General features: G+C 38.6%; 25 protein-coding genes and 1 tRNA gene. 19 read left to right on the top strand and 7 right to left on the bottom strand.

The window, feature by feature from the left end:
* Entirely contained in the window at window positions 1-636 is a 636-nt protein-coding gene (locus ACIFUW_RS10315; protein WP_002295103.1) for a V-type ATP synthase subunit D, read from the top strand.
* A gap of 29 nt (window positions 637-665) precedes the next feature.
* Window positions 666-2,021: a TrkH family potassium uptake protein gene (locus tag ACIFUW_RS10310; RefSeq protein WP_002295106.1), complete on the top strand. Its 1,356-nt coding sequence runs from the start codon at window positions 666-668 to the stop codon at window positions 2,019-2,021.
* Between the two features lie 191 nt (window positions 2,022-2,212).
* On the opposite strand, the gene ACIFUW_RS10305 is transcribed toward ACIFUW_RS10310, so the two are convergent.
* Window positions 2,213-3,607 carry an aminotransferase-like domain-containing protein gene (locus ACIFUW_RS10305; RefSeq protein ID WP_002296450.1) on the bottom strand — a complete coding sequence of 465 codons (1,395 nt, stop codon included), beginning with the start codon at window positions 3,605-3,607 and terminating at the stop codon, window positions 2,213-2,215.
* Between the two features lie 91 nt (window positions 3,608-3,698).
* Between ACIFUW_RS10305 and ACIFUW_RS10300 the strand changes: the two genes are divergently transcribed.
* Together ACIFUW_RS10300 and ACIFUW_RS10295 are read left to right on the top strand one after the other, a co-directional pair.
* On the top strand, window positions 3,699-4,670 hold the full coding sequence (locus ACIFUW_RS10300) for an ornithine cyclodeaminase family protein (RefSeq protein WP_002296449.1): 972 nt from the start codon (window positions 3,699-3,701) through the stop codon (window positions 4,668-4,670).
* Window positions 4,667-5,449 carry a PhzF family phenazine biosynthesis protein gene (locus ACIFUW_RS10295; RefSeq protein WP_002295114.1) on the top strand — a complete coding sequence of 261 codons (783 nt, stop codon included), beginning with the start codon at window positions 4,667-4,669 and terminating at the stop codon, window positions 5,447-5,449. The genes ACIFUW_RS10300 and ACIFUW_RS10295 overlap by 4 nt, the downstream gene beginning before the upstream one ends.
* Before the next feature lie 168 nt (window positions 5,450-5,617).
* Here the strand turns inward: ACIFUW_RS10295 and gloA are convergent, their stop codons facing one another.
* Window positions 5,618-5,989, bottom strand: a complete 372-nt coding sequence (gene gloA / locus ACIFUW_RS10290) for a lactoylglutathione lyase (RefSeq protein ID WP_002295115.1) — start codon at window positions 5,987-5,989, stop codon at window positions 5,618-5,620.
* Window positions 5,990-6,122: 133 nt separating this feature from the next.
* On the opposite strand from gloA, the gene ACIFUW_RS10285 reads away from it, so the two are divergent.
* Complete coding sequence (locus tag ACIFUW_RS10285; protein ID WP_002295117.1) at window positions 6,123-6,566, top strand: NUDIX domain-containing protein; 444 nt, start codon at window positions 6,123-6,125, stop codon at window positions 6,564-6,566.
* Window positions 6,567-6,608: 42 nt separating this feature from the next.
* Here the strand turns inward: ACIFUW_RS10285 and yidA are convergent, their stop codons facing one another.
* Genes yidA through ACIFUW_RS10270 form a run of 3 tightly spaced genes read right to left on the bottom strand, consistent with a single transcriptional unit; the run spans window position 6,609 to window position 9,618 of the window.
* A complete protein-coding gene (gene yidA / locus ACIFUW_RS10280; protein ID WP_002295119.1) occupies window positions 6,609-7,418 on the bottom strand; it encodes a sugar-phosphatase in 810 nt (269 codons plus the stop codon).
* Between the two features lie 18 nt (window positions 7,419-7,436).
* The gene (locus tag ACIFUW_RS10275) at window positions 7,437-8,804 is read right to left on the bottom strand and encodes an HD domain-containing protein (protein WP_002295121.1); all 1,368 of its coding nucleotides are present in this window, start codon (window positions 8,802-8,804) and stop codon (window positions 7,437-7,439) included.
* Window positions 8,788-9,618 carry a lipoate--protein ligase family protein gene (locus tag ACIFUW_RS10270; RefSeq protein ID WP_002303367.1) on the bottom strand — a complete coding sequence of 277 codons (831 nt, stop codon included), beginning with the start codon at window positions 9,616-9,618 and terminating at the stop codon, window positions 8,788-8,790. Before ACIFUW_RS10270 ends, ACIFUW_RS10275 begins: the two co-directional genes overlap by 17 nt.
* A 162-nt stretch (window positions 9,619-9,780) precedes the next feature.
* Here ACIFUW_RS10270 and ACIFUW_RS10265 point away from each other — a divergent pair, with 162 nt between their 5' ends.
* The 6 genes from ACIFUW_RS10265 to ACIFUW_RS10240 all read left to right on the top strand — a co-directional run bounded on the left by ACIFUW_RS10265 (window position 9,781) and on the right by ACIFUW_RS10240 (window position 15,050).
* On the top strand, window positions 9,781-10,218 hold the full coding sequence (locus ACIFUW_RS10265; RefSeq protein WP_002295125.1) for a DUF1934 domain-containing protein: 438 nt from the start codon (window positions 9,781-9,783) through the stop codon (window positions 10,216-10,218).
* A gap of 75 nt (window positions 10,219-10,293) precedes the next feature.
* Window positions 10,294-10,914 (top strand): DNA-directed RNA polymerase subunit delta, encoded by a 621-nt coding sequence (gene rpoE, locus ACIFUW_RS10260; protein ID WP_002292825.1) that lies wholly within the window; start codon window positions 10,294-10,296, stop codon window positions 10,912-10,914.
* 188 nt (window positions 10,915-11,102) lie between these two features.
* Window positions 11,103-11,609, top strand: a complete 507-nt coding sequence (locus tag ACIFUW_RS10255; RefSeq protein ID WP_002295126.1) for an RNA polymerase sigma factor — start codon at window positions 11,103-11,105, stop codon at window positions 11,607-11,609.
* A 16-nt stretch (window positions 11,610-11,625) separates the two neighbouring features.
* Window positions 11,626-12,525 (top strand): RsiV family protein, encoded by a 900-nt coding sequence (locus tag ACIFUW_RS10250; protein WP_002296447.1) that lies wholly within the window; start codon window positions 11,626-11,628, stop codon window positions 12,523-12,525.
* Between the two features lie 86 nt (window positions 12,526-12,611).
* Complete coding sequence (locus tag ACIFUW_RS10245; RefSeq protein WP_002295129.1) at window positions 12,612-13,496, top strand: polysaccharide deacetylase family protein; 885 nt, start codon at window positions 12,612-12,614, stop codon at window positions 13,494-13,496.
* A gap of 258 nt (window positions 13,497-13,754) precedes the next feature.
* Window positions 13,755-15,050, top strand: a complete 1,296-nt coding sequence (locus ACIFUW_RS10240; RefSeq protein WP_002297218.1) for an ISL3-like element ISEfa11 family transposase — start codon at window positions 13,755-13,757, stop codon at window positions 15,048-15,050.
* A gap of 159 nt (window positions 15,051-15,209) precedes the next feature.
* On the opposite strand, the gene ACIFUW_RS10235 is transcribed toward ACIFUW_RS10240, so the two are convergent.
* A tRNA-Arg gene (locus ACIFUW_RS10235) sits at window positions 15,210-15,281 on the bottom strand.
* 59 nt (window positions 15,282-15,340) lie between these two features.
* Here ACIFUW_RS10235 and rpoN point away from each other — a divergent pair.
* The 8 genes from rpoN (at window position 15,341) to ACIFUW_RS10195 (ending at window position 25,133) form a co-directional block, all read left to right on the top strand.
* Window positions 15,341-16,675, top strand: coding sequence for an RNA polymerase factor sigma-54 (gene rpoN, locus ACIFUW_RS10230; protein ID WP_002295132.1), 1,335 nt, complete (start codon window positions 15,341-15,343; stop codon window positions 16,673-16,675).
* Window positions 16,676-16,823: 148 nt separating this feature from the next.
* A complete protein-coding gene (locus ACIFUW_RS10225) occupies window positions 16,824-17,915 on the top strand; it encodes a sugar-binding transcriptional regulator (RefSeq protein ID WP_002321448.1) in 1,092 nt (363 codons plus the stop codon).
* Between the two features lie 40 nt (window positions 17,916-17,955).
* On the top strand, window positions 17,956-18,957 hold the full coding sequence (gene gap / locus ACIFUW_RS10220; protein WP_002292818.1) for a type I glyceraldehyde-3-phosphate dehydrogenase: 1,002 nt from the start codon (window positions 17,956-17,958) through the stop codon (window positions 18,955-18,957).
* A 109-nt stretch (window positions 18,958-19,066) separates the two neighbouring features.
* The gene (locus ACIFUW_RS10215; protein ID WP_002295135.1) at window positions 19,067-20,257 is read left to right on the top strand and encodes a phosphoglycerate kinase; all 1,191 of its coding nucleotides are present in this window, start codon (window positions 19,067-19,069) and stop codon (window positions 20,255-20,257) included.
* 103 nt (window positions 20,258-20,360) lie between these two features.
* Entirely contained in the window at window positions 20,361-21,116 is a 756-nt protein-coding gene (tpiA, locus tag ACIFUW_RS10210) for a triose-phosphate isomerase (RefSeq protein WP_002292815.1), read from the top strand.
* 115 nt (window positions 21,117-21,231) lie between these two features.
* Window positions 21,232-22,530, top strand: coding sequence for a phosphopyruvate hydratase (gene eno / locus ACIFUW_RS10205; RefSeq protein ID WP_002292812.1), 1,299 nt, complete (start codon window positions 21,232-21,234; stop codon window positions 22,528-22,530).
* Between the two features lie 398 nt (window positions 22,531-22,928).
* Window positions 22,929-24,068: an ArgE/DapE family deacylase gene (locus ACIFUW_RS10200; protein WP_002295137.1), complete on the top strand. Its 1,140-nt coding sequence runs from the start codon at window positions 22,929-22,931 to the stop codon at window positions 24,066-24,068.
* Between the two features lie 111 nt (window positions 24,069-24,179).
* A complete protein-coding gene (locus ACIFUW_RS10195) occupies window positions 24,180-25,133 on the top strand; it encodes an IS30 family transposase (RefSeq protein WP_002287760.1) in 954 nt (317 codons plus the stop codon).
* Window positions 25,134-25,201: 68 nt separating this feature from the next.
* Here the strand turns inward: ACIFUW_RS10195 and ACIFUW_RS10190 are convergent, their stop codons facing one another.
* The gene (locus ACIFUW_RS10190) at window positions 25,202-25,777 is read right to left on the bottom strand and encodes an ECF transporter S component (protein WP_002289479.1); all 576 of its coding nucleotides are present in this window, start codon (window positions 25,775-25,777) and stop codon (window positions 25,202-25,204) included.
* Window positions 25,778-25,917: the final 140 nt, after the last annotated feature.

Genomic DNA, 25,917 nt, shown 5'->3' with positions numbered 1-25,917 from the left:
ATGGCACGATTGAATGTGAATCCGACCCGCATGGAATTGACTCGATTGAAAAAACAGTTGACAACTGCCACAAGAGGGCATAAATTATTAAAAGATAAGCAAGATGAACTGATGCGTCAATTCATCCTGTTGATTCGAAAGAACAACCAGCTGCGTCAAGAAATGGAAGAGTCTATGACAGAAGCAATGTCTGATTTTGTATTGGCAAATGCTTCGATCACGGAACCTTTCATCGAAGAATTATTTGTTTTGCCGGCGGAAAACGTTGATTTGTCTATCGTAGACAAAAATATCATGAGTGTAAAAGTACCTGTGATGAATTTTGAATATGATGAACAGCTGACAGACACACCTTTGGAATACGGGTATTTGAATTCCAGTGCCGAACTGGATCGGTCAATCGATCGGTTTACTACCCTGCTTCCAAAACTTTTGGAACTGACAGAAATCGAAAAAACTTGTCAACTGATGGCGAGTGAAATCGAAAAGACACGTCGGCGAGTCAATGCATTAGAATATATGACGATCCCTCAATTAGAAGAAACGATCTATTATATTCGTATGAAGCTGGAAGAAAACGAGCGCGCAGAAGTAACAAGGTTGATCAAAGTAAAAAATATGGGTACCACTGACTAAGTGGTATCTTTTTTTAAAAGAGGAAAACGATGATTAAACAAAGCAAACAAATAAAGAAACGTTTGCCGGCTGTTCAGCTTCTCGCATTAGGATTTTTTCTCCTGATTTTAGTTGGCGGCGGCCTACTTACCCTACCATTTTTTAGTAATAGTGGGCATGGGACAAATTTTATCGATGCGCTTTTCACTGCAACTTCTGCTGTCTGTGTAACGGGATTGACAACATTGAATACAGCAGAGCATTGGAACAGTGCTGGTCAATTTTTGATCATGCTTTTGATTGAGATCGGCGGTCTTGGTTTTATGATGGTTCCGATTCTATGCTTTGCATTGATAAAGAAGAAAGTCAGTCTCAGCACACGTATTATATTAAAAGAAGCGCTGAATCTAGAAGAAGTATCAGGTGTGATGAAGCTCATGCTTTACATCCTAAAATTGGCCTTTGTGATCCAATTGATTGGTACGGTTGCTTTATCTTTTGTATTTGTGCCTGAATTTGGCTGGTTGAAAGGTATCTGGTACAGTTTGTTCCATGCAATCTCTAGTTTTTGTAATGCAGGGTTTGATTTGTTAGGAGACAGTTTAGCCAATCACCAGCAAAATGTTTATTTGATCATGGTGGTATCTGCTTTGATCATTTCTGGTGGGTTAGGCTTCATCGTATGGCGTGATTTACTGGAATATCATCAGAAAAAGAAGATGACGATTCATTCAAAAATCGCATTAACCGTTACAGGTACCCTTTTATTAGGCGGATTCGTTGTGTTCTTTTTCACAGAGCGCAATGGGGCAACGCTAGTGGAAGGGAATATGTTTCAACGATTGGCAAACACCTTTTTTATGAGTGTGACACCTAGAACGGCTGGATATTATTCAGTTGATTACCTCCATATGAGCCATGCAGGTCTGATTTTAACGATGTTTTTGATGTACATCGGCGGAACATCTGGGTCGACGGCCGGCGGATTGAAAACAACTACGTTAGGTGTGTTGCTGATCCAGATGCGTTCGATGTTGAAAGGACGTACGAGAGCGGAAGCATTTGGCCGTACCATCCGACAAGGCGCAGTGTTGCGGGCACTTACTTTATTTTTTGTTACGTTGACGTTGTGTGTAGTCGCCATCATGATTTTATCGGTGACTGAAACGATACCTAAAACTTCTGGCATCGAATATATTGCTTTTGAGGTCTTCTCTGCGTTTGGTACAGTAGGTCTTACGATGGGATTGACGCCAGACTTGACTGCAATAGGGAAATTGATCATTATAGCGCTTATGTACATTGGACGAGTTGGTGTATTGACTGTGGTCTTCTCTCTGATGACAAAAGCACAAAGAACACAATCAAAATACAAATATCCAGAAGAAAGTGTCATGATTGGATAATTTCATCTTCTGACAGAAACCTAGTGATTTAGTAAAATAAGAAAATAAAATAATTTTTCTTGCTTCTTGGATACTTTAAGTGCAAAATGTTCGTTTATTTTTTGAGGCACTACCCGTTGTTGAACCTCGGGTAGTGCCTCTTTTTTATTGAAAGGAATCAATAAGATTTGATTCCTTTATTTATCAATAGGTTATAATTCATATTTTTTTATTTTTTCTTTTACGATACTTAGTCCAGAAGCTAAAATTTCAAGGTTATTAGAGGATAGGGAAATTCGAACGAATGCATCTGGTTGCGCACGTGTAGTAAAGCGTCTGGAATGATAAAGTCGGATACCGTTAGCAAGAAAGTCATTCTCAATTATCTTAGGGTCAATCTCAGGATCAACTGGAAGAATTCGATAGTAAGGGACACGATTCGTTGGTTTTTCTACTTTGAAAAGAGAATCAAAAAGCTGATTGGCTCTTTTTGTAAGACTTAATTTAGTTTCTAAGATCCTATTTGCTTCATTTGAATGGAGGATTTGAGTGATGACTTCCACATCTAATCCAGAAGTTTTCACATTTATATTAAAAATTGCTTGTTCTATCTTGCTTTGGACATGTACTGGAACTACAAGATAAGCAACTCGCAATCCAGAACAAATAAATTTTGTCATTCCAGCTAAGTAGATTGTTTGGTTAGGTAATAAATTTTGGAAAGGAGGAATGATCGTATGTTGATAGTAAGTTGTTAAAAATGAATGGATATCATCTTCAATAACCCATAGACCTTCTTTTTCAATCACTTCGGCTAATTGCTCTCGTCTTTTGTGAGAGATTTGAAACCCTATAGGATTATTACAAGAAGGCATAAGAAAGACACCATGAATCTTCTTTTTTCTACATTCCTGAATCAATATATCAGGTCGCATTCCTTGCTCGTCAAAATCAATTGGAACGATCTCTAAATGATATAACTGAGCCAATTCAATGAAATTAGCGTATGTATATCGGTCTGTTGCTATTCTATCACCTGGAGAGAAAAGTGCAGAAAGTGTGATAGCCAATCCATTTTGAACACCGGAAACAATAGATAGAGATTCTAAGGACGGAATGACTCCTTGAGTTTTTAACCAATTTGCTGCAGTAGTCAATTGAAAATTTGTGCCTTTGGGATCTTGGTAATTAAGCAAACCAACAAGATTTGGGTTATTACTAGTTGATTGAATAAACGGGACAACGAATTTATTACATTCTTCAAAAGAACTAACCAGACCAAAATCAATGATATGTTCGGTTACTTCATTGGTAGAGATGGTGATGGACTCAAAGACATTGGGAGAAATAAATGTGCCACTTCCAATATTCGTATACAGCAAACCTTTCTCAATTCCATATTTATAAGCCTTGCCAACGGTAGTAAAATTTAAATCTAAATAATCAGCTAGCTCTCTTTGGGAGGGTAACTGAGTGTTTTTCTGTAATTTATTCTTTAAAATATCTTGTTCTAATTGTTGAATCAACGATCGATAATAAGGACGCTTCAATTTTTGTTTGTCTGGTCGCCAAGTTAACGGGTAATTGTCATAAGAATTAATAGGCATTTTCTCCACTCCTTAAAATTGTATACCATACAATTTTACCATTGATTGTATTGATTTTAGAAGTTAATCTTTTGTGAGGAGGGAATTGTCTATGAAAATTATTAATTTTGAGGAAGTAGTAGCTTCTTTTAGTTTTGAAGAAGCGATTCAAGTAATGAAAAAATGTTTTTTTGATTATGAAAGTGGTAAAATCAGCCAAAATCCTCGATTGGTGGAAATTTTACCTGACGGAAAAGGCAAAAATATGTTTGCGATGATGCCTGCTTATTTGGGGGAGAACAGATATTTTGGCACAAAAGTCATTACCGCTTTTCCGGATAATCATCAGTATCATTTACCTTCTCATTTAGGAGAGATTTTCTTGTTTGATGCTCAAAACGGACTACCCAAAGCATTGATAAACGCAAATGCAGTCACCTGGATTCGAACAGCTGCTGTATCTGCGCTGGCAACAGATTACTTAGCAAATCCGCATGCAGAAACACTTGCTTTAATTGGAGCTGGTCAACAAGCATTGTCGCATTTGACTGCGATTTCTACCATTCGTCCCATCACTACAGTGTTTGTTTACGATATTTTAGAAGAAAGACGAAATACTTTTATCGCTAAAGCTAAAAAACAGTATCCTAAAATAACGTTTATAAATGCAATATCAGTAGAAGATGCAGTACGTCCAGCGGAAATCATTTGTACGTTGACCTCTAGTAAAGAGGCATTTCTTCAAAAAGAGTGGGTAAGGGAAGACGCACATATCAATGCTGTGGGCACATTTACTCCTGATACAAGAGAGATAAGTACATCGTTGATGGAAACTTCTCAAATCTATGTAGATGATTACTCAGCTGCCTTAACAGAAAGCGGGGACCTGCTTATAGCCATGGCAGAAGGAGATTTAGAGGAATCTTGTATTGTTGGTACATTAGGCGAATTAGTTTCTGAGAAAAAAACATTTTATAAAGGAGAATCGAGGCCGACGATTTTCGACGCAGTTGGTCTAGCTATTGAAGATCTTTGTTGTGCAGAATATATTTATAACAAATTAGAGAAAGGGGCTTTAAAATGAACTTAGATTATTACGTAGTTGATGCATTTGCAGATGAGGTGTTCAAAGGAAATCCAGCAGCGGTTTATGTGCTAGAAGAATGGCTGCCAGAAGGTACGATGCAAAAAATTGCCATTGAAAACAATTTATCTGAAACAGCATTTACAGTGAAGAAAAACCAAGAATTTGAGCTTAGATGGTTTACGCCAGATCGAGAAATCGATCTTTGTGGTCACGCGACATTAGCAACAGCATTTGTTTTATTTAACTATTACAAAATACCTGATGAAACGATTAAATTTTCTACTCAAAGCGGTAATCTATTTGTGACAAGAATTAAAGATTATTATTACATGGATTTTCCTAGTATTATGCCGAAAAAAGTGCCGATATTGTCTGAATATGAAGAAGCGATTGGGGCTAAGATTAAAGAAGCCTACTTAGCACGTGATTTATTTTTCGTATTAGAAGATGAAAAAACGGTGGCTAAATTGCAGCCAGATTTTACAGCTATCAAAAATTTTGAATTAGGAATAGGAGTCATCGTGACAGCAGAAAGTGTGCAAAAAGACTTTGTTTCTAGAACCTTCTTTCCAAAATTAACAATCAATGAAGATCCAGTATGTGGATCAGCACATTCTAATCTTATTCCTTATTGGGCAGAAAGAATGAATAAAACAAAATTGTCAGCTTATCAAATGTCATCAAGGGGCGGGGATCTAGAATGTGAATTAAAAGAAGATCGTGTGATAATAGGAGGAAAAGCAGTTTTGTTTTCTAAAGGTACCTCGTTTATTTGATTTCTTTCAAATGAATTAAAAATAAATTGGTGGAGAGTGGCAACCTTATAGCTACAATGGTTGTTAAAAAAAGACGCAAACTTTTTCAATTTAATGAAAAGTTTGCGTCTCATTTTAATTATTGGTGTTTGTTTTTTATTCAATCAAGAGTAAAATGCCCCATACTAACTATCCTCGGATGACTTCGATTTTATAACCATCAGGGTCAATGACAAAGTAGTAAGAAGGCGCAGTGCCAGGTAATCCTTTTAAGTCAGTAATCTCAAGACCAGCAGCTTTATGTTGCTCGTGTAATTTTTCTAGATCATCAGCTGCTATAGCGATATGACCATAGCCGTCTCCTAGATCATACGCACCATGATCATAGTTGTAAGTCAACTCTAATTCATAGTCATCCCCAGGAAGTGTCAAATAAACAAGTGTAAATTTGTTTTCTGGAAAATCACGGCGGCGGCTTTCTTCAAAACCAAATGCCTTTTGATAAAATTCGATTGATGCTTCAAGATCTTTCACTCGAACACATGTGTGAGCCATTTTCATAGATTCATCTCTCCTTTTCCTTTTACTCAATCATAACAAAAAGAAGTAAGGAAATAGTTGATTTGTGCTTGTTCATGAGAAATTTCTCATGTAAAATGGATAGAAAATAAAACTGTTAAGGTGGAAACTATTCATGGATAAACCAATTTTTGGTGAAAAAAAGCAATTTGCTGATTATCAAACCCGTTATGCAGCATATATTGTCATAGAAAGAGATCAGCAGATTGCAGTAATCGAGGCTCCAAATGGTGCTTTTTTTCTTCCTGGCGGGGAAATTGAAGGAGAAGAGACGAAAGAAGAAGCGATTGTCCGTGAGCTGATAGAAGAAATGGGAATTGTGGCAGAAATTTCTTCTTATCTGGGAGAAGCTGATGAGTATTTTTACTCGAATTATCGTGCAACTTATTATTATAATCCAGGATATTTCTTTGTTGCTGATTCTTGGAAGCGTATAGGAGAACCAACTGAAAAGACCAATAAAATTTGGTGGGTGAGCCCTCAAGAAGCGCTTGTGAAATTGAAACGTGGTAGCCACCGATGGGCAGTCGAGAGATGGATCGAAAAAAATAAAAACTGAAAGAAAGCGAGTAGATCAGCTTTCTCTCAGTTTTTTTATTTATTACAGTACATATTTTTTGATTGCTTCAGCTACACCGTGCTCGTCGTTTGATGAAGTGATGACATTTGCTGCTTCTTTGACAAGAGAAACGGCATTTCCCATTGCTACTCCTAGACCAGCATATTCAATCATGGATAAGTCGTTCTCGTTATCTCCGATAGCCATGATTTCATCTTGATCAATACCAAGGTGCTGTGCGAGATTCGCAACTGCCGCACCTTTACTTGCTTCTTTATTTAGTACTTCGAAGTAATAGGGCGCACTTTTGACCGTTGTGTATTTATCACGGAAAGTTTGCGGTAAACGCGCAATTGCTGCATCTAAAATTTCTGGTTCGTCGATCATCATCATTTTGACGATGTTCATGTCTGGTGTCATTTCTTCAGGTGTTCGATATTTTAGCGGCATCTTGACTAAACTTGCTTCGTGGATCGTATAAGCGCTGATATCTCGATTAGGCGTGTAGATCGCTTTGTCATCGATCGAATGGAGATGACTGCCGACACGGCGTGCCATTACTTCGATCTCTAGGAAATCTTCATGTGTCAGTCCGTGACGGGCGATGATTTTACCTGATTTCGTTTGTTGTACGAGTGCCCCGTTATAAGTAATAACGTAATCATTATCTTGAAAAAGGTTCAACTCGTTTAACTGTTCCTGGACACCTGGTAAGGGACGGCCAGTGCATAAAACGATCGAAACACCTTTTGCAACAGCAGCGGCAATCGCTTCTTTTACTTCTTTTGTTACTTCTCTTTTCTCATTTAATAAAGTACCATCGATGTCGATAGCGACTAGTTTGATAGACATAATTTCCTCCAATATATTTTAATTTATTTCAATCAATGCGCCATTACGGATATGGCTGGCAAATTCTTGATAAGTTTCGTCAAATAAATCATAATGATCACGCAAGGACGGATCAACCATTTCTTTTGGAAAGAAAAATCGCTCATCTCCTTGTTCTTGTCCCGCTAATGCAGCAACAAGCTGACTAACCTGTGATAATTCTATCAAAGTTCCGTCATTTCGCAAAATCTCGATTTGTGTGCGATGTCTGCCTTGTTCTGGGCGATAAAAATCATAAGGTAGATCGTAGCTAGAATTCACAGCAGTGTAATAAACAGGATTATATCCGACCTTTTCTACTAACAAAGTGAGTTCTTGGACTAATTTTGAATCCCGGTTGCCAGAAAAAGTAGCAGATTTCAGTGGTTTACGATTCAAAAAACGTTTAGCTAAATCATTTAAAATAGGATCAGCAGATTCAGACCATTGAGTAAAGTAAGTGCCCAAGACCCCATCATCAAGTTTGAGGTATTCTTCTAAAGTAAAGCTTCCGTCAAGAAATGGCAGAAGTAATTGAGAATGGAGTTCAAAACTGCTGGCATCTTCTTGATACAACTCGTGTGCGCGATGAAGCAGATGCTCCAAAATTACTTCCATACCACGGGAAACAGGATGGAAGTACACTTGCACATACATTTGATATCGGCTAACGATATAATCTTCCACTGCATGCATGCCACTCATGGAAAAAGCGATCCCGCCTTCATAAGGACGAATCACACGTAATATTCGGGTAAGATCAAATGTTCCATATTCTGTTCCAGTGAAATAAGCATCCCGAAGCAAATAGTCCATTCGATCTGCATCGATCTGACTAGAAATCATTTGGACAACTTGTGGGTTGGGGTAAGTTTTTTGGATCACACTAGCTACCTTTTCAGGAAAACCTTCTTCTACTCGGTTAAGAATCTGATACACTTCTGTTTCTGGAGAAGTGATGATCTCTACAGTGATGGCTTCATGATTCGTATGGAAGATATGTTCAAATGTATGAGAGTAAGGACCATGACCGACATCATGCAACAGTGCCGCACATAAAGTCACCAGCCGTTCCTGATCATCCCAGCCTCCGTTGCCTATTTTTTCTTTTGAAAAATTTCGAGAAAAGATATCGCAGATTCGTCTTGAAATCTCATAAACGCCTAATGAATGAGTAAAACGGCTATGTTCTGCTCCGTGAAAAGTGAAAGAAGAAGTGCCTAATTGTTTAATGCGTCGTAGACGTTGGACTTCTTTCGAATTGATCAAATCTAAGATTACTTGATGCTGGACATGGATATAGTTATGGACTGGATCACGAAAAACTTTTTCCATAGGCAGCATTTGATATTTATAAGGGGTTGTCATAATGTAGCTCCTTTATGTTATTACGTTGTTCCATTCTCTGGATTTGGTTGTTCCATTGCTCCAGCTGGATTTCTTTTTTTAGCCAGTCGGTAGAATCCTGTAAATCACTTGCAGAATACAGCTTTTCAAAAGCTTTTGCAAATGCTTCTTTGACTTCTTTTACAAAAAGGGGTTGGTCAAGCAGTTCTTCAAGTGTTGCCATTGTAGCAGGATCCACTGCAGGATAGCCATTTGTACCAAAGTCTTCTTTTAAAGCAGATTGATAAAATCGCTTCATGACTTGCCCACGTTTTTCCTGATTACCGTTGACACTTAAGTACATCATAACAGAAATCCCATTTTTGATCCGACGCTGAGCGATACCGGCAAATTTTTTGCCATGGATGCTTAAATCATAAGTTCCAGGACAATAAGAATGGGTGATTTCGAATGCTTGTATCGGTGCCTTTGGAAAAGCGTATTTAGTCAATAGGAGCATTTGCTCGTAAGCGTCATCTATGGTTATTTTTTTTGTGTCACTTTGGGGGAAAATCAAAGAAATATTCAAAATTCCTTCATCTGATACGATCCCTAATCCACCTGAATTTCTGATCACTGGAGCGTAACCTGCATCTTCCAGTGTTTGGATCCCGTCACTTAGAAAAGGAGTTCGAACATCCTTCATACCTAAGATGACTGTGCAGTCATATTGCCAGAAATGTAAAAAGATTTGCTGGTGTTCTTTAGAATATTCCGTTAATATATCTGTTAATGCAAAAGGGGAAAAGTCGTTTTTTTGATAAATGTGCTGATCTAGTCGAATCGCAGGGTTCATTCAACCGGCTCCTTTGTATAAATTCATATTTTCTACAATATTATACTCTAAAATCAAAGAGTTGTTTTGGAAAAAAGGTTTTCTGTAAAAATGGACAAGTTGGTTGACAAAACAAAAGAAACTAGGAACAATGTAGCTATGAGAAGTAAAGGAGAATGAATAATGGAATTATCACAAGGAACACCGATTTCAATCAAATTGCGTACAAAAGTAAAACAGCAAGGGGAAGTGCAAGATTTTTATTTTGATTTGAAAGGGCAAATGGTGACAATTGGCGATACGCTGTACATACGTTATAAAGAGATTCAGGAGGAGACGGGCGATGAGATTCCTGTAACGATCAAATTAGTTCCAGATGGTCATGTACAGCTGATCCGTGCAGGAGAAATGCGGATGCGTTTGAAATTTGGCTATAAAGAACGGTTAGAAACATCCTATCGAACACCATACGGTATGATCCAGATTGCTACTTTTACGAAAGAACTGCATGTTAGTTTGAAAGACCGTCCCACAGCAGGGAAGGTTCGAATCGATTATGATCTGTTCATGGGACCGGAAAAAATCGGCGAATATTATTTGACCTTGGATTTTACAGCGTAAATATAAAAGAAAAGTTTGATTTTTTGTGTCTGATTTTGTATGATAAGGAGTAGACTGTGAAAGGACGTGTCCTGATTGGAAATTAGTGTATTTGAAGGTGCAAACAAAAGCGAATTATCAATGATCGAAGTAGCACACGCGATCTTAGAACAACGTGGCGATGTCATGGATTTTTCTGATTTAGCTAACCAGATCCAAAACTATCTTGGGAAATCAGACAGTGAAATTCGTGATTCACTCGCACAATTTTATACTGACTTGAATATTGACGGCAGCTTTATCTCATTAGGGGATAATCGTTGGGGCTTGCGTTCATGGTATGCTATCGATTCGATCGATGAAGAAGTAAACCATGGAATGGACGAAGAGGATGAAGATACTCCACGTCGCCGTAAACGCAAGAAAGTCAACGCCTTTATCAATGATGATGAAGACGCGATCGATTACAATGACGATGACCCAGAAGATACAGATCTGACAGAAGAAGATGACGATGATCTGTTTGATGACGATGATGATGAAGATGAAGAAATCGCTGCTTATAATTCTGACTTGCAAGAAATCGGAGCAGATGACCCGACAGATGATGAAGAAGACTTGCCAGGAAATATCGAAGAAGATTTAAGTATCATAGACGAAGACGATGATGATGAAGATTATGAAGAGGAAGAATTTTCTGACTCTGAAAAAGAATAAACATTATTTTCTTACGAGAGGTTGTGACAGAGACGATCAGCCTATCAGAATAAGGAGGTGTGACACGATTTTTGTCACACCTTCTTTTTTGTATATAAAAATCCCAAGTAAATACATAAAAAATAAAAAAATTGAAACTTTTAGCGCACCTTGTACGTCATATTAAGTGAGGCAGAAAGGAGTGGAGAATGATTTTTACTGGATATAAGAAAAAACGGCAGATCGAAAAATACCGTCACCTGCTGAATGGACTCATCGAAACTGATTATCAAAAAATGTTCCGTATCACGATGAATTACGTACATGATAAAGAAGAGGCCTTAGATGTGATGCAAGATAGTTTTCATAAAGCCCTGAACTATTTTGAAAAAGAAAAAGAGATCGAGCATTTTAGTGCATGGTTTTATCGGATATTGATCCGCACGGCATTAGATAGTTGGCGCAGACAAAAAAGGACGCCTGTGGACTTATTTGAAATTCAAGATATCCCCCAACAGTTACCTTTAGAAACTTCCGTTGCAGAGCTCCATATGATTTTAGATAAAATAGACAGTCCGGAAAAAGAGATTCTGATCCTCTACTTTTTTGAAGGATTTCGTTTGAAAGAAATTGCGACTATCTTGGATATGAATGAAAACACAGTTAAAACGAAAATGTACCGCTCATTGAATGCTTTACGTCAAATCCTAGAATGAAGGAGAGAAGAGTGCCATGTATTCCCAAAAAGAAAATTTAAAAAAACTAAAGAAAACTTATAAAGAACAAGCAATTCCCAAAGGGCTTAAAGAGGAGATCCGCCAGCGTTTTATTATCGAAGAGCAATCATTTATAAAAGCAAAGCGGAGAAAGAGACGTCTCCAAGGGTTCGGAGTATCTTTGGCTATCGTAATGATTACAACAAGTAGCCTTCTTTTTAATAGTCAAGTTCGAAGCTTTGCAGAAGATTTACCCATCTTAGGATCAGTCATTGAATTGATCTTAGGCGAACGCTTTACTGATCGATCTGAAAAAATCGATATTCAGGTACCGAAGATCAATACACAAAATGAGAAAGAAAATAAAACAATTCATGGATTAAATCAAAAATACTTTCGCGAAGGACAAGCAGATTTTGAAAAAGCTGAAAAAGAATATGGAAATTTTGAAACGGATCATTACCAAGTTTTGGGAGATTATCAGAAAATCGTAGACGATAACCGGTTTCTCGTGATTGAAAGGCAGATCACCCAAACAGCAGCAGATAGCCATGTTGAAAAAAGATACGACACAATCGACAAGAAAAACAGTGTCCAGCTCTCACTTCCACTTTTATTCAAAGATGACACCTATCTATCTGTTTTGACAAAAGAAGTCAAACGGCAGATGGCCGAACAAGTCAAGGAAGATCCATCTAAGTACTATTGGACTGAGCAAGATATTCAAGAAGGGACGATAGAAAAACCAACACTTGTTACGCCTACACGAAGTTTTTATTTGAACAAAGAGCATCAATTAGTTTTGACTTTTTCTCAATACGAAATTGCTCCTGGTTATATGGGTACACCAGAATTTGTCATTCCTAAGTCCGTGACAAAAACGATTTTGGCATCGGAAGATTATTTGGATCATTAGACGAGAAGTAGTTGCGACTAGCAGTTTCAATTTTCAAGTAAGTACAAGTAAATAATAAGAAGAGAAAAAGAGAAAGAAGAGATATAGTGAAAAGAAATTATTTAGTTATCAGTATTATTGCTTTATCCGTGCTTTTGTTTTTCGAAATTACTTCGGTGGCCTCCTTGATCACCGAAGTAAAAGGACAAACACACTCTTCGGAGCATTCGTCACAATCTTTCAAACAATCAGAACAATCAACCATTAAAAGCCAATCAACTGAAACAGCTAACGTCAAAGAAGCCATTCAAGAATCAGCGGAAAAGGTACAAAGTCAGTCATCACAATCAACACAAGACAGTACAAAAACGAGCCGAGATCCGGCTGTCAAAAGCGTCGCAATCAGCTTTGATGATGGACCAGGAGCGACCACAACACCGCAGCTTCTGCGAATCTTAAAAGAAAAAAACGTGCATGCCACTTTTTTCGTCTTAGGAGAAAATACGGCGCAGCATCCTGAAATCGTGAAGCAGACAGCTGAAGCAGGGCACGAGATTGGCAATCACACATACGATCATCAGAATCTGGCCACTCTTTCTGCCCAGTCGATGACGGAGGAAGTGACGAAAGCAGACACTGAGATCAAAAAAGTCACTGGCAAAACCCCCACTTTTGTTCGTCCGCCCTATGGTTCTGTCACGAATGTAGGAGCAACGATCATCCAGCGACCGATCATCGAATGGTCTGTTGATTCAGAAGATTGGAAGACAAGAAATCCTGATTTGATTTTGCAGAAGATCCAAGCAACAGTATACGATGGGGCAATTATTTTATTCCATGATATCTATCCTGAAACGATTCGTGCCGTTCCTCAAGTGATCGATTATCTGAAAGAGCAAGGGTATCGCATCACGACAGTTGGGGATTTATTAGGGCATCCAACGGCTGTCGAGAACTATTATGGCAGAAACGATCATCGGCCAGTTCAGTAAGTGAGACAAGTATCTTTAATAAATAACACATTTTAATAAGTAGTTGAACACATAACTACCTTACTTGCAAAGGCTTAACAATATCTATACAGGTACAACAAAAAACTGTCCACCAATTTTCTGGCTCTATAATTTATGGGACTGATGAATCAGAATTGATTCTTCAGCCCCATTTTCATTTTAGGTATTAAAAAACATATCGTTCTCTAGTATGATTAAATCACCACAAAATAAACAACTGAGAGGACGATACGCTATATGAATGATTCTATCAAAAAAATGCTGAGAATAACAGAGAAAGATTTGATGATTACAGAGGTCTCTTACGAGACCCTTCAGAAGAAAAAGACGTTGGTCGTCGATGCTGTTCTCTCGCCTACTCCTCGTGCTTGTAGAAGTTGTGGTTCTACTGTGGTAGATGGAAACGGGAAAGCAATTATAGTGAAAAATGGAAAAAAGGAAACGATTGTCCGTTTTGAACAATACAATCATATGCCTTTGGTTATGCGCCTAAAAAAGCAACGCTATACCTGTAAAAACTGTCGCACCCATTGGACGGCTCAAAGTTATTTTGTCCAACCCAGACATTCAATCGCAAATCATGTTAGATATAAAATTGCTTCTTTACTGACTGAAAAAGTATCTTTATCTTTTATTGCGAAAAGCTGTCAGGTATCTTTGACCACCGTTATTCGTACATTGAAAGAGTTTAAAAGCTATTTACCAAAGCAATCTAAGAAGATCCTCCCCAGAGTATTGATGGTTGACGAATTTCGTTCGCATGCTTCCATAGAAGATAAGATGAGCTTTATTTGCGCGGATGGCGAAACAGGAAAATTAATAGATGTTTTGCCTACGCGTAAATTACCTCGATTAACAAGCTATTTCTTAGGTTGTACCAATCCAGAAGAAGTAGAATTCTTGGTGACAGACATGAACGCCGCCTACTTCCAGCTCACCAAACGTGTTCTGCCAAATGCGAAAGTCGTGATTGATCGGTTTCATATTGTCAAACACATGAATCAAGCGTTCAATGAGTTGCGTATCCGTGAAATGAATGAACTTCGTAAAGCCGGACAGAAAAGCCAGGCAGAAAAACTGAAAAAGAACTGGCGCTTTTTGCTAAAAAATCGTGCAAACATCAACCATTATGAATACAAAACATGGAAAAGTTTCCGAGCACCAAAATACCCATTTCTTACTGAAGCAATGATGATTGATCGATTGCTTGAGTTTTCTCCGCCCCTAAAGGAGGCGTATCCCTTTTTTCATGAATTAGTTGAAGCCTTTCGAGACAAAGACCCTGACTTATTTTTCTCCTTATTGGCAGAACTTCCCGAAACGTTAGATGACAGCTTTCGGGAAAAGCTTCAAAACCTTCTGACCTATGAAGAAGGCATCACCAACGCAATGATCTATCCTTATTCCAATGGAAAAATAGAAGCGAAGAATACCCACATAAAGACAATGAAACGAGTATCCTACGGATTTAAATCATTTGAGAACATGAGAATTAGAATCTTTTTGATCAATCAATTAATCAATGTAAGATAACAAAAAATCTGAGCCAGAATGTGGTTCATTCTGACTCAGATTTGATTTTGCACAACTCATCAGTCCTTATTGACAAAGAGCCAATTTTCTTTGGCGGACAGTTTTCACTTAAAAATAAAGAAGCAACTATTCGTAAATTATGCTAAAATAGCAGTAGAACGCGTCCTGAGGGAATCGAACCCCCGTCTCAAGAACCGGAATCTTACGTGATATCCACTACACTAAGGACGCAAGCACTGGGATAATTGTAACTAAACAGATAAAAAATTACAAGGGGATTGGACAAAAAAATGAAATTTGAGCAAAATTTTTCACAAAAACAGCAGCAGACACAGAAACTAGCCATGACGCAACAGTTGCAACAGTCCATCCAAGTTTTACAATATAACAGTGAGGAGCTGTTGGCATTCGTTGAGAATCAAGCAATGGAAAATCCATTGGTGGAAGTTGTTGAGCCGGAATGGCAGCCAGATTACATAAAAGCTTCTTCATCTTCTTATGAAGGAGAAGAGACAAATTACCTAAATCAGATTCCTGATACAAAAGGGTCTTTATTTGATTCATTGATCGAACAAGTCCATTTGAATTACCGAGATACTTTTTTGAGGAAAATCGTTCTTTATCTTGTAGAATACATCGATTTGAACGGATTTTTGACGATTAGTTTAGAAGAAGCCGGAAAAGAGATTGGAGCTACGCCTATCCAAATGCTCGATGCGTTGACTCTGATTCAGCAATTAGAACCAGCTGGAGTAGGTGCACGTAGTTTGCAAGAATGTCTCATGCTTCAAACAGAACGAGATGATTATGCGCCGGAATTAGCTTATATCGTGTTGGAAGAATGTTTTGAGGAACTGGTGGAGCGAAAATGGAAAGAAATCGCACAACGTTTTTCTGTTGATCTACATGCTGTTCAGCAGATATTCGACTATTTACAAACGTTGAGTCCAAGCCCTGGCCGGATTTTCGACCGTAGCAGCGAATTGTACATTATTCCTGATGTCCGGGTATTAGTGGACGACGATAAAAATGTACAAGTTATCTCAAACCGAAAAAATCAGCCAAATATACGCTTTCAAGAGAGTTACTTCAAACAAATGTCACAACAAGCAGATAAAGAAACTGAAAATTATTTAAAAGAACGGAAACAGGAATTCGAATGGTTGAAGAAAACGATCCTACAACGTGGGGATACAATTTTGCGGGTTGCTCAAGTCATTGTTTCCCGGCAAAAAGCTTTCTTTATCGACAAGGAACGTCCAATCAAGCCTCTTACGTTAAAGGAAGTTGCAACTGAGATAGATGTGCATGAATCCACGGTCAGTCGTGCAGTCAACGGGAAATATTTGGAAACAGACTTCGGTGTATTTGAATTAAAAAAATTTTTCACTACACGAATTCCTACGAATAGTACAGAACAGACAGAAGACCTTTCAGCAGATACAGCGAAGAAAAAGCTGCAGGAATTAGTCGATCAAGAAGACAAAAACAAGCCGTTGTCTGACCAGAAATTGGTTGAATTGCTGAAAAAAGATGAGATAGCGATCTCAAGACGAACAGTAGCAAAATATCGTGATTTATTAGGAATCCCGAGTTCATCAAAAAGAAAACGTTATGATAACTAATCAGTCAAAAGACTAGAAAAAGTATTTCACTTTTTCTAGTCTTTTTAGTTGAAAAACGAGAGCAAAACTGTTAGACTTACAGTCGTGAGGTTGAGATTTCCCTTTATTGATGTGAAATTCGAATAGTTAATTTCTTTTTTTATCGTATATGGGTCGTTTTAAGTCTACATTGGACGTAAAGTGTCCAACTAAGGAGATCGCTATGCTGGATGAAATAAAAATGATTGAATCTGTTGCACCAGATATTATCGAAGTGTTGCAAGAACGCTATAAAATTTTACGAAATATCTATTGGATGCAGCCGATTGGGCGTCGAAGTTTATCGGAAAGTATGGGGATCACAGAACGAGTCTTACGAACAGAAACAGACCTTTTGAAAAATCTGAATTTGATCGACACCTCAAAAAGCGGTATGACGCTGACAACTAAGGGCGAAGAAGTTTATCAAAGCCTTGAAAACTTCATGGATCAGCTTTTAGGTACGCATCAAACCGAACAACAGTTGGCAGAATATTTTGGTAACCAACGCTGTATCGTTGTTTCAGGAAACAGCGAAGAGCAGACCAAAGTGGCTGATGCATTCGGCGAAGCGCTGAGCGAAGCCTTAGACCGACTACTTCCAGAAGGCGAGAATATCATCGCTGTGATGGGAGGAACTACTATGGCTGTGGTAGCCGAACAATTGTCTAATCTGGAAAATAAGAAACGGCATAACCTGTTTGTCCCTGCAAGAGGCGGGATTGGTGAAGCGATAACTGTACAGGCAAATTCTGTCAGTGCAAGAATGGCTGCTAAAGCAAACGGTAACCACCGCGCACTTTATGTTCCGGAACAATTAAGTCTGGCAACTTACAATTCTTTACTCAATGAGCCATCTATCCAAGAAGTCTTAAACTTGATTAGTGAAGCGAATTGTGTTATTCATAGTATTGGGCGTGCATTACACATGGCAGCACGTCGTAAGATGACTGAAAAAGAATTAGTCATGCTGAAACAAGCAAATGCTGTTGCGGAATCTTTTGGCTACTTTTTCAATGAAAAAGGTGAAGTCGTTTATAAGGTCCCTAGAATCGGCATAGAATTGCAAGATTTGGAAAAAGTCCCGATCATCATGGCAATCGCGGGCGGAAAATCAAAAGCTAAAGCAATTCGAGCTTATATGAAAAATGCACCAAAACAAACGTGGCTCATCACTGATGAAGCTGCTGCAAATGAGATTTTAAAAGGGGTAACCCTTTAAAATAAATATTTTTTTGATTTTCATAAGGAGGAAATCTTAAATGACAGTTAAAGTAGGTATTAATGGTTTTGGACGTATTGGACGTCTAGCATTCCGTCGTATCCAAGATGTAGATGGAATCGAAGTAGTAGCAATCAACGACTTGACAGATGCTAAAATGTTGGCACACTTGTTAAAATACGACACAACTCAAGGACGTTTCAACGGAACAGTTGAAGTTCATGAAGGTTCATTCAACGTAAACGGAAAAGAAGTTAAAGTATTAGCTAACCGCAACCCAGAAGAATTACCATGGGGCGAACTAGGCGTAGATATCGTTCTAGAATGTACTGGTTTCTTCACTTCTAAATCAGCAGCTGAAAAACATTTAACAGCTGGTGCTAAACGCGTTGTTATCTCTGCTCCTGGCGGAAACGATGTTCCAACAATCGTTTATAACACAAACCACGAAACATTAACTGGTAAAGAAACAGTTATCTCAGGTGCTTCATGTACTACTAACTGTTTAGCTCCTATGGCTAAAACATTGAACGACAAATTTGGTGTTGTTGAAGGATTAATGACAACTATCCACGCTTACACAGGTGACCAAATGACTCTAGACGGACCTCATCCTAAAGGTGACTTCCGCCGTGCACGCGCTGCTGCTGCAAACATCGTTCCTAACTCAACAGGTGCTGCTAAAGCTATCGGTTTAGTAATTCCCGAATTGAACGGTAAATTAGACGGAGCTGCTCAACGTGTTCCTGTACCAACAGGTTCATTAACAGAATTAGTAACAGTTCTTGAAAAAGAAGTAACTGTTGACGAAATCAATGCAGCAATGAAAGAAGCTTCAAACGAATCTTACGGATACAACACAGACGAAATCGTTTCTTCAGATATCGTTGGTATGACTTACGGTTCATTATTTGATGCTACACAAACTAAAGTAATGACAGTTGGCGACAAACAATTAGTTAAAACTGTTGCTTGGTACGACAACGAAATGTCATACACTGCACAATTAGTACGTACTTTAGAATACTTCGCTAACTTATAAGATAGACAAACGTACAAGTGTAAATTATAGACATGTACATTTAAAAGCGGGGAAGCAATCGCGCTTCTTCCGCTTTTTTTGATAATAAGTTTATTCAGGAGGAAATAAAATGGCTAAGAAAACAGTGAAAGATATCGATTTAAAAGACAAAAAAGTTCTTGTCCGTGTTGACTTCAACGTTCCTTTGAAAGACGGCGTGATCACTGACGACACTCGTATCAAAGCAGCATTGCCAACAATCAACTACGTTCTAGAACAAGGCGGAAAAGCAATCCTTTTCTCTCACCTTGGACGTGTAAAAACAGAAGAAGATAAAGAAGGAAAATCTTTAGCTCCAGTTGCAAAACGTCTAGGCGAATTATTAGGTAAAGAAGTAACATTCGTACCTGAAACTCGCGGAGAACAATTAGAAGAAGCAATCCGCAACATGAATGACGGCGACGTTGTCGTATTCGAAAATACACGATTTGAAGATATTGACGGTAAAAAAGAAAGCAAAAATGATACAGAACTAGGTAAATACTGGGCTTCATTAGGCGATGTATTTGTTAACGATGCTTTCGGTACAGCTCACCGTGCACATGCTTCTAACGTAGGTATCGCTTCAACTGGTATCCCAACAGTTGCTGGATTCTTGATGGAAAAAGAAATCAAGTTCATCGGTGAAGCAGTAGAAGAACCAAAACGACCAATGATTGCAATCCTTGGTGGCGCAAAAGTTTCTGATAAAATCGGCGTAATCGAAAACTTGATTCCTAAAGCAGATAAAATCTTGATCGGTGGCGGAATGACTTACACATTCTACGAAGCAAAAGGAATCAAGATCGGTAACTCTCTAGTAGAAGCTGATAAAGTGGAACTAGCAAAAGAATTAATCGAAAAAGCAGGCGACAAACTTGTCTTGCCAATCGACAATGTCTGTGCACCAGAATTTTCAAATGATGTTGAAACACAAGTAATCGAAGGAGACATTCCTGATGGTTTGATGGCTTTAGACATCGGCCCAGCATCAGTAAAATTATTTGCTGATACATTACAAGGTGCAAAAACAGTTGTTTGGAACGGACCTATGGGTGTATTTGAAATGAGTAACTTTGCTAAAGGTACAATCGGTGTTTGTGAAGCAATCGCTAACTTAGAAGGCGCAACAACAATCATCGGTGGCGGAGACTCAGCCGCAGCAGCAGAACAATTAGGATTTGCTGACAAATTCACACACATCTCAACAGGTGGCGGCGCAAGCTTGGAATTGCTTGAAGGTAAAGAATTACCAGGACTAGCAGCAATCAACGATAAATAAACGACCAAGTTTGCTCAATTCTGACGAGTAATCGAACAAAAGGTGAAGGGAGTTTTCATGACTCCCTAGCCATTTTTCAATAAATTAAGGAGTGTGTTCCTCAATGCGTAAACCTATTATCGCAGGTAACTGGAAAATGAACAAAACTGCATCAGAAGCAAAAGAATTTGCTGAAGCAGTAAAAAACAAAATCCCTTCAAATGACAAAGTTGATTCAGTCATCGGATCTCCTGCATTATTCTTACAAGAATTAATGACATCAGCTGAAGGTACAGAACTAAAAATCTCAGCACAAAACTGCTACTGGGAAAACTCAGGTGCGTTCACTGGTGAAACTTCACCAGCAGCTCTTGCTGATCTAGGTGTTCATTATGTGATCATCGGACATTCAGAACGTCGTGAATATTTCCATGAAACAGACGAAGACATCAATAAAAAAGCGAAAGCTATCTTTGCAAATGGTATGACACCAATCCTATGCTGCGGCGAATCTTTAGAAACCTATGAAGCAGGCAAAACTGCTGAATGGATCGAAGGACAAATTACAGCTGGTTTAGCTGATCTTTCAGCTGAACAGGTGTCAAACATGGTTATTGCTTATGAACCAATCTGGGCAATCGGTACTGGTAAATCAGCTGACGCACAAATCGCTGACGAAATTTGTGGAGTTGTACGTCAAACAGTTGAAAAACTTTATGGAAAAGAAGTATCAGAAGCAGTTCGTATCCAATACGGCGGTTCTGTAAAACCAGAAAATATTGCTGAATACATGGCAAAAGAAAATGTTGACGGTGCTTTAGTCGGTGGCGCAAGCTTGCAAGCAGATTCATTCTTGTCATTGTTAGACGCTGTAAAATAATTGTTGAAAATTTGCGAAAAATGCAAGAAATGTTTGCACTAATGAGCAAAATTAACTAAAATCGTATATGAGGGAAATCCCTTAGGAAAAAACAAACTCAAAGGAGAGACAAAACATGTCAATTATTACTGATGTTTACGCTCGCGAGATCTTAGACTCACGTGGTAACCCAACAATCGAAGTAGAAGTATACACAGAAAGCGGAGCTTTTGGCCGCGGAATGGTTCCTTCAGGTGCTTCAACTGGTGAATACGAAGCAGTTGAATTACGTGACGGAGACAAAGCTCGTTATGGCGGTAAAGGTGTAACTAAAGCTGTCGACAACGTAAACAACATCATTGCTGAAGCAATCATTGGCTACGATGTTCGTGACCAAATGGCTATCGACAAAGCTATGATCGCTTTAGACGGAACTCCTAACAAAGGTAAATTAGGTGCGAACGCTATTTTAGGTGTTTCTATCGCTGTTGCACGTGCAGCTGCTGACTACCTAGAAGTACCTTTATACCACTACCTAGGCGGATTCAACACAAAAGTATTGCCAACACCAATGATGAACATCATCAACGGCGGATCACATGCTGATAACTCAATCGACTTCCAAGAATTCATGATCATGCCTGTTGGCGCTCCAACATTCAAAGAAGCTCTACGTATGGGTGCTGAAGTATTCCACGCATTAGCTTCAATCTTGAAAGCTCGCGGATTAGCAACTTCTGTTGGTGACGAAGGTGGATTTGCTCCAAACCTTGGTTCAAACGAAGAAGGTTTTGAAGTAATCATCGAAGCAATCGAAAAAGCTGGCTATGTACCTGGTAAAGACGTTGTTCTTGCTATGGATGCTGCTTCTTCAGAATTCTACGACAAAGAAAAAGGTGTTTACGTACTAGCTGACTCAGGCGAAGGCGAAAAAACAACTGACGAAATGATCAAATTCTACGAAGAATTAGTTTCTAAATATCCAATCATCTCAATCGAAGATGGATTAGACGAAAACGACTGGGACGGATTCAAGAAATTAACTGACGTATTAGGCGACAAAGTTCAATTAGTTGGTGACGACTTGTTCGTAACAAACACTCAAAAATTATCTGAAGGTATCGAAAAAGGAATTGCTAACTCAATCCTTATCAAAGTGAACCAAATCGGTACATTAACAGAAACTTTCGAAGCTATCGAAATGGCTAAAGAAGCTGGCTACACAGCAGTTGTATCTCACCGTTCTGGTGAAACAGAAGATTCAACAATCTCTGATATCGCTGTTGCAACAAACGCTGGCCAAATCAAAACTGGTTCTCTATCACGTACTGACCGTATTGCTAAATACAACCAATTACTACGTATCGAAGACCAACTTGGTGAAGTTGCAGAATACAAAGGTTTGAAATCTTTCTACAACTTAAAAAACAAATAATTCTTTTCTAATGAAGATACATGATCGACTATTGAAAGATAGTCGAGTATGATCACTTAGTTAAGTAATCGAACTCTCTACTTGCTGAAATATCAGCAGGTAGAGAGTTTTTTTGCAACTAGCTTCTGTATATGATGTTTACAAAGAATGGTACAAGAAAAGATCATCCTTGAAAAAGGAAAGCTAACAATAACTAGCATCATATAAGAGCTTTTAAGGATAGAACAGTAGAATAGGAATCTATGGGCAAGTCCTCTCGTATAAATAAAATAGGAGGGAAGTAGCAGCATATTTTTCATAAAGTGGCTCTCTTTCTTCATTTTTACTTTGGTTGCTCCTATTTGAAAATTCGAGCACACTCAAATACAATAAAAAGAAATGGCAAGGGAGAGGATTAGATGAAAAAAGAAGAAAAAATCGCGATTTTACAAGAGATTATCCGAATTAAATCAGTGAATGGAAACGAAGGTGAAGTAGCAGCCTATTTGAATAAGCTTTTGGCAAAGCATGACATAACAGGAGAGATTGTTTCTTACAGAGATGGTAGAGATAATTTGATTGCTCGTTACCAAAAGGGCCAATCAGGAAAAGTGTTAGGCCTATCTGGGCATATGGATGTCGTGGCGGCTGGTGATGAATCGTCTTGGACCTATGCACCCTTTGCAGCAGAAATCCATGGGAACCGTTTGTACGGACGTGGTGCTACAGATATGAAGAGTGGCTTGGCAGCAATGGTGATTGCCATGATCGAACTGAAAGAGTCAGGAAAACCATTTAACGGAACAGTCAAATTATTAGCCACTGTCGGAGAAGAAGTGGGTGAACTAGGTGGGGAACAGCTCACGAAAGCAGGCTATGTAGATGACTTAGATGCCTTGATCATCGGAGAGCCAACCAATTACAGTTTGATGTATACGCACATGGGATCAATCAACTATACAGTCACCTCGCACGGAAAAGAAGCGCATAGCTCTATGCCAGACCAAGGTTATAATGCAATCAATCACCTAAATGAATTCATTACGAAAGCAAATGCTGAAATGAATCACCTCGCTGAAACAATCGAGAATCCTGTCCTAGGAAAAACAATCCATAATGTTACATTGATCAGTGGCGGGAATCAAGTCAACAGCATCCCAAGCCATGCGCAGCTCCAAGGGAACATTCGATCGATTCCAGAATACCCAAATGATAAAATCATTGCATTGCTGCAATCAATCGTCAATGAATTGAATCAAGAGACAGACTATCATTTGGAATTGATGATCGATTACAACAAAATACCTGTCAAAGCTGATCCAGATTCTCCTTTGATTCATTGCATTCAGCAACAATTCAGCCAGCCATTACCTTTAGTTGGAGCGGCAGCAACAACGGATGCAGCCGAATTTACGAAAGCTAACCATTCCTTCGACTTTGTCGTCTTTGGGCCTGGTGTCGTTACTTTGCCTCATCAAGTAGATGAGTATGTTGAAATCGATAATTATTTGGATATGATCGAAAAATATCAAGGAATTATTTTATCCTACTTAGCGTAAGATTTTTTTAATAAACGCCGTTTGTATAATTAAGCGAGACAAATAAAAAAGCCATTTATGTTACACTCCAATTGTAATACCCGCTAAAGCATACAAGGAGAGTGAACATAAATGACTTATACCCATCTTACACCAAACGAGCTTGTAATGATAGAAGCATATTTTCATCAAGAAACTCCGGTTGCTATCGTTGCGAAGCAGCTTAAACGTGGACGCCAAACAATTTACAATGTCTATAACTTTCTCAAATGTGGTGGAACAGCACTTGAATACTTTGAACAATACAAAGAAAATAAGCGACGTTGTGGGAGAACCGAAATCATTTTTCCTGCTGAGGAAAAAGAATACATTGAAAAAAGATCAACTGAAGGTTGGACCCCAGACGTCATTATTGGCCGTGCAGAGCGAACCTTCTCTTGTTCAGTAAGTACCCTCTATCGCCGGTTTAAGACGGGAGAATTCAATGTTTTACATTTACCGATGCAAGGAAAACGAAAACCAAATGGTTATAAGGAAAAACGTGGAAAACAGGCATTCAAAAGAAATATTTCTGAACGTAAAAAAGATTATGTCGTTTTCGAAGAAGAATTTGGACATTTAGAGGGTGATACGATTGTCGGCATCCACCATAAAAGTGCCGTCATCACACTCGTTGAGCGACTTTCAAAAGCCATTATCGCCTTGAAACCAGAAGGCCGTAAGGCAGTTGATATTGAAAATTCGATTAATGAATGGCTTCAATCCGTACCCAAAAATCTTTTCAAATCAATTACCTTTGATTGTGGAAAAGAATTCTCTAATTGGAAAAGTATTAGTAATACGAATGATATTGATATTTATTTCGCAGACCCAGGAACGCCTTCCCAACGGGGATTAAATGAACATTCAAACGGACTCCTCCGAAAAGATGGACTACCAAAAGAAATGGACTTCAACCAAGTCAATCAAGGATTCATCTCATCCGTTGCGTCCAAAAGAAACCATATCCCTAGAAAATCACTAAATTACCAAACACCATTAGAAGTTTTTTTGAGTTACGTAAATGGAAAGTTTTGTCTCGCTTAATTTGACAAATAATAAAATGAAAAAACAGAGCCAGATTAGCATTATTTTGCTAATCCAGCTCTGTTTATTCAGCCTATTTTTCTTTTTGAATATATCAAGCGTTGGGGCAACATAGTGATGACTAATGAAACAACGACGATAGACAACAAGCGATCAAGGTAGTCTGTACCCGCCTGTACCAAGATCACACTTGTTGTCTGACTTAAACCTAACCCATGTAATAGCTGAACGATCATACTGGATCCTGAGGAGGTGATCCCGCCAAATAACTGAACGGTAATGATCGAAGAAACGATCGTTCCAGGTACCGACAAAATCAAAGCGAGTAATAACAGTTTCAAGCTGTTTTTATCTTTGCCGAGATATCTTGGCAAAATCAATCCAGCAAGCAAGCCTGTGAGAATTTGGATTGGCGAATAATACAGAGAAAAAATATCTGTAGTCACTCCACTTAAAATACCGCTGGACAATCCTGTCAGCATTCCAGGTACAGGCCCAAGCAATGCACCAGCAAAAATCGTTCCGATAGAATCGAGATAGATTGGCAAACGAAGCCATAAAGCAATCGTTCCTCCAATATAATTGATCCCAATACACAAAGCCATCACTGTAAGTACGCGAGTTGCCATTTTGTTTTTATTCATTTTGTTAGCCCATCTTTAACCTTTCCAAATCTTTCATAATCGTTTCTTCTTGTGCATTTAAAAGAACGGGTGAACTACTCACCACTTAGCTAAACCTGACGGTTCTTAACGCTTGAAGTGGGAGCTTCTTGGGAATAGAG

The sequence above is a fragment of the Enterococcus sp. PLH-Efm8 genome, from assembly GCF_053011625.1.
Note: the sequence above shows the minus strand (reverse complement) of the source record. Positions and strands in the feature narration are given on the sequence as shown.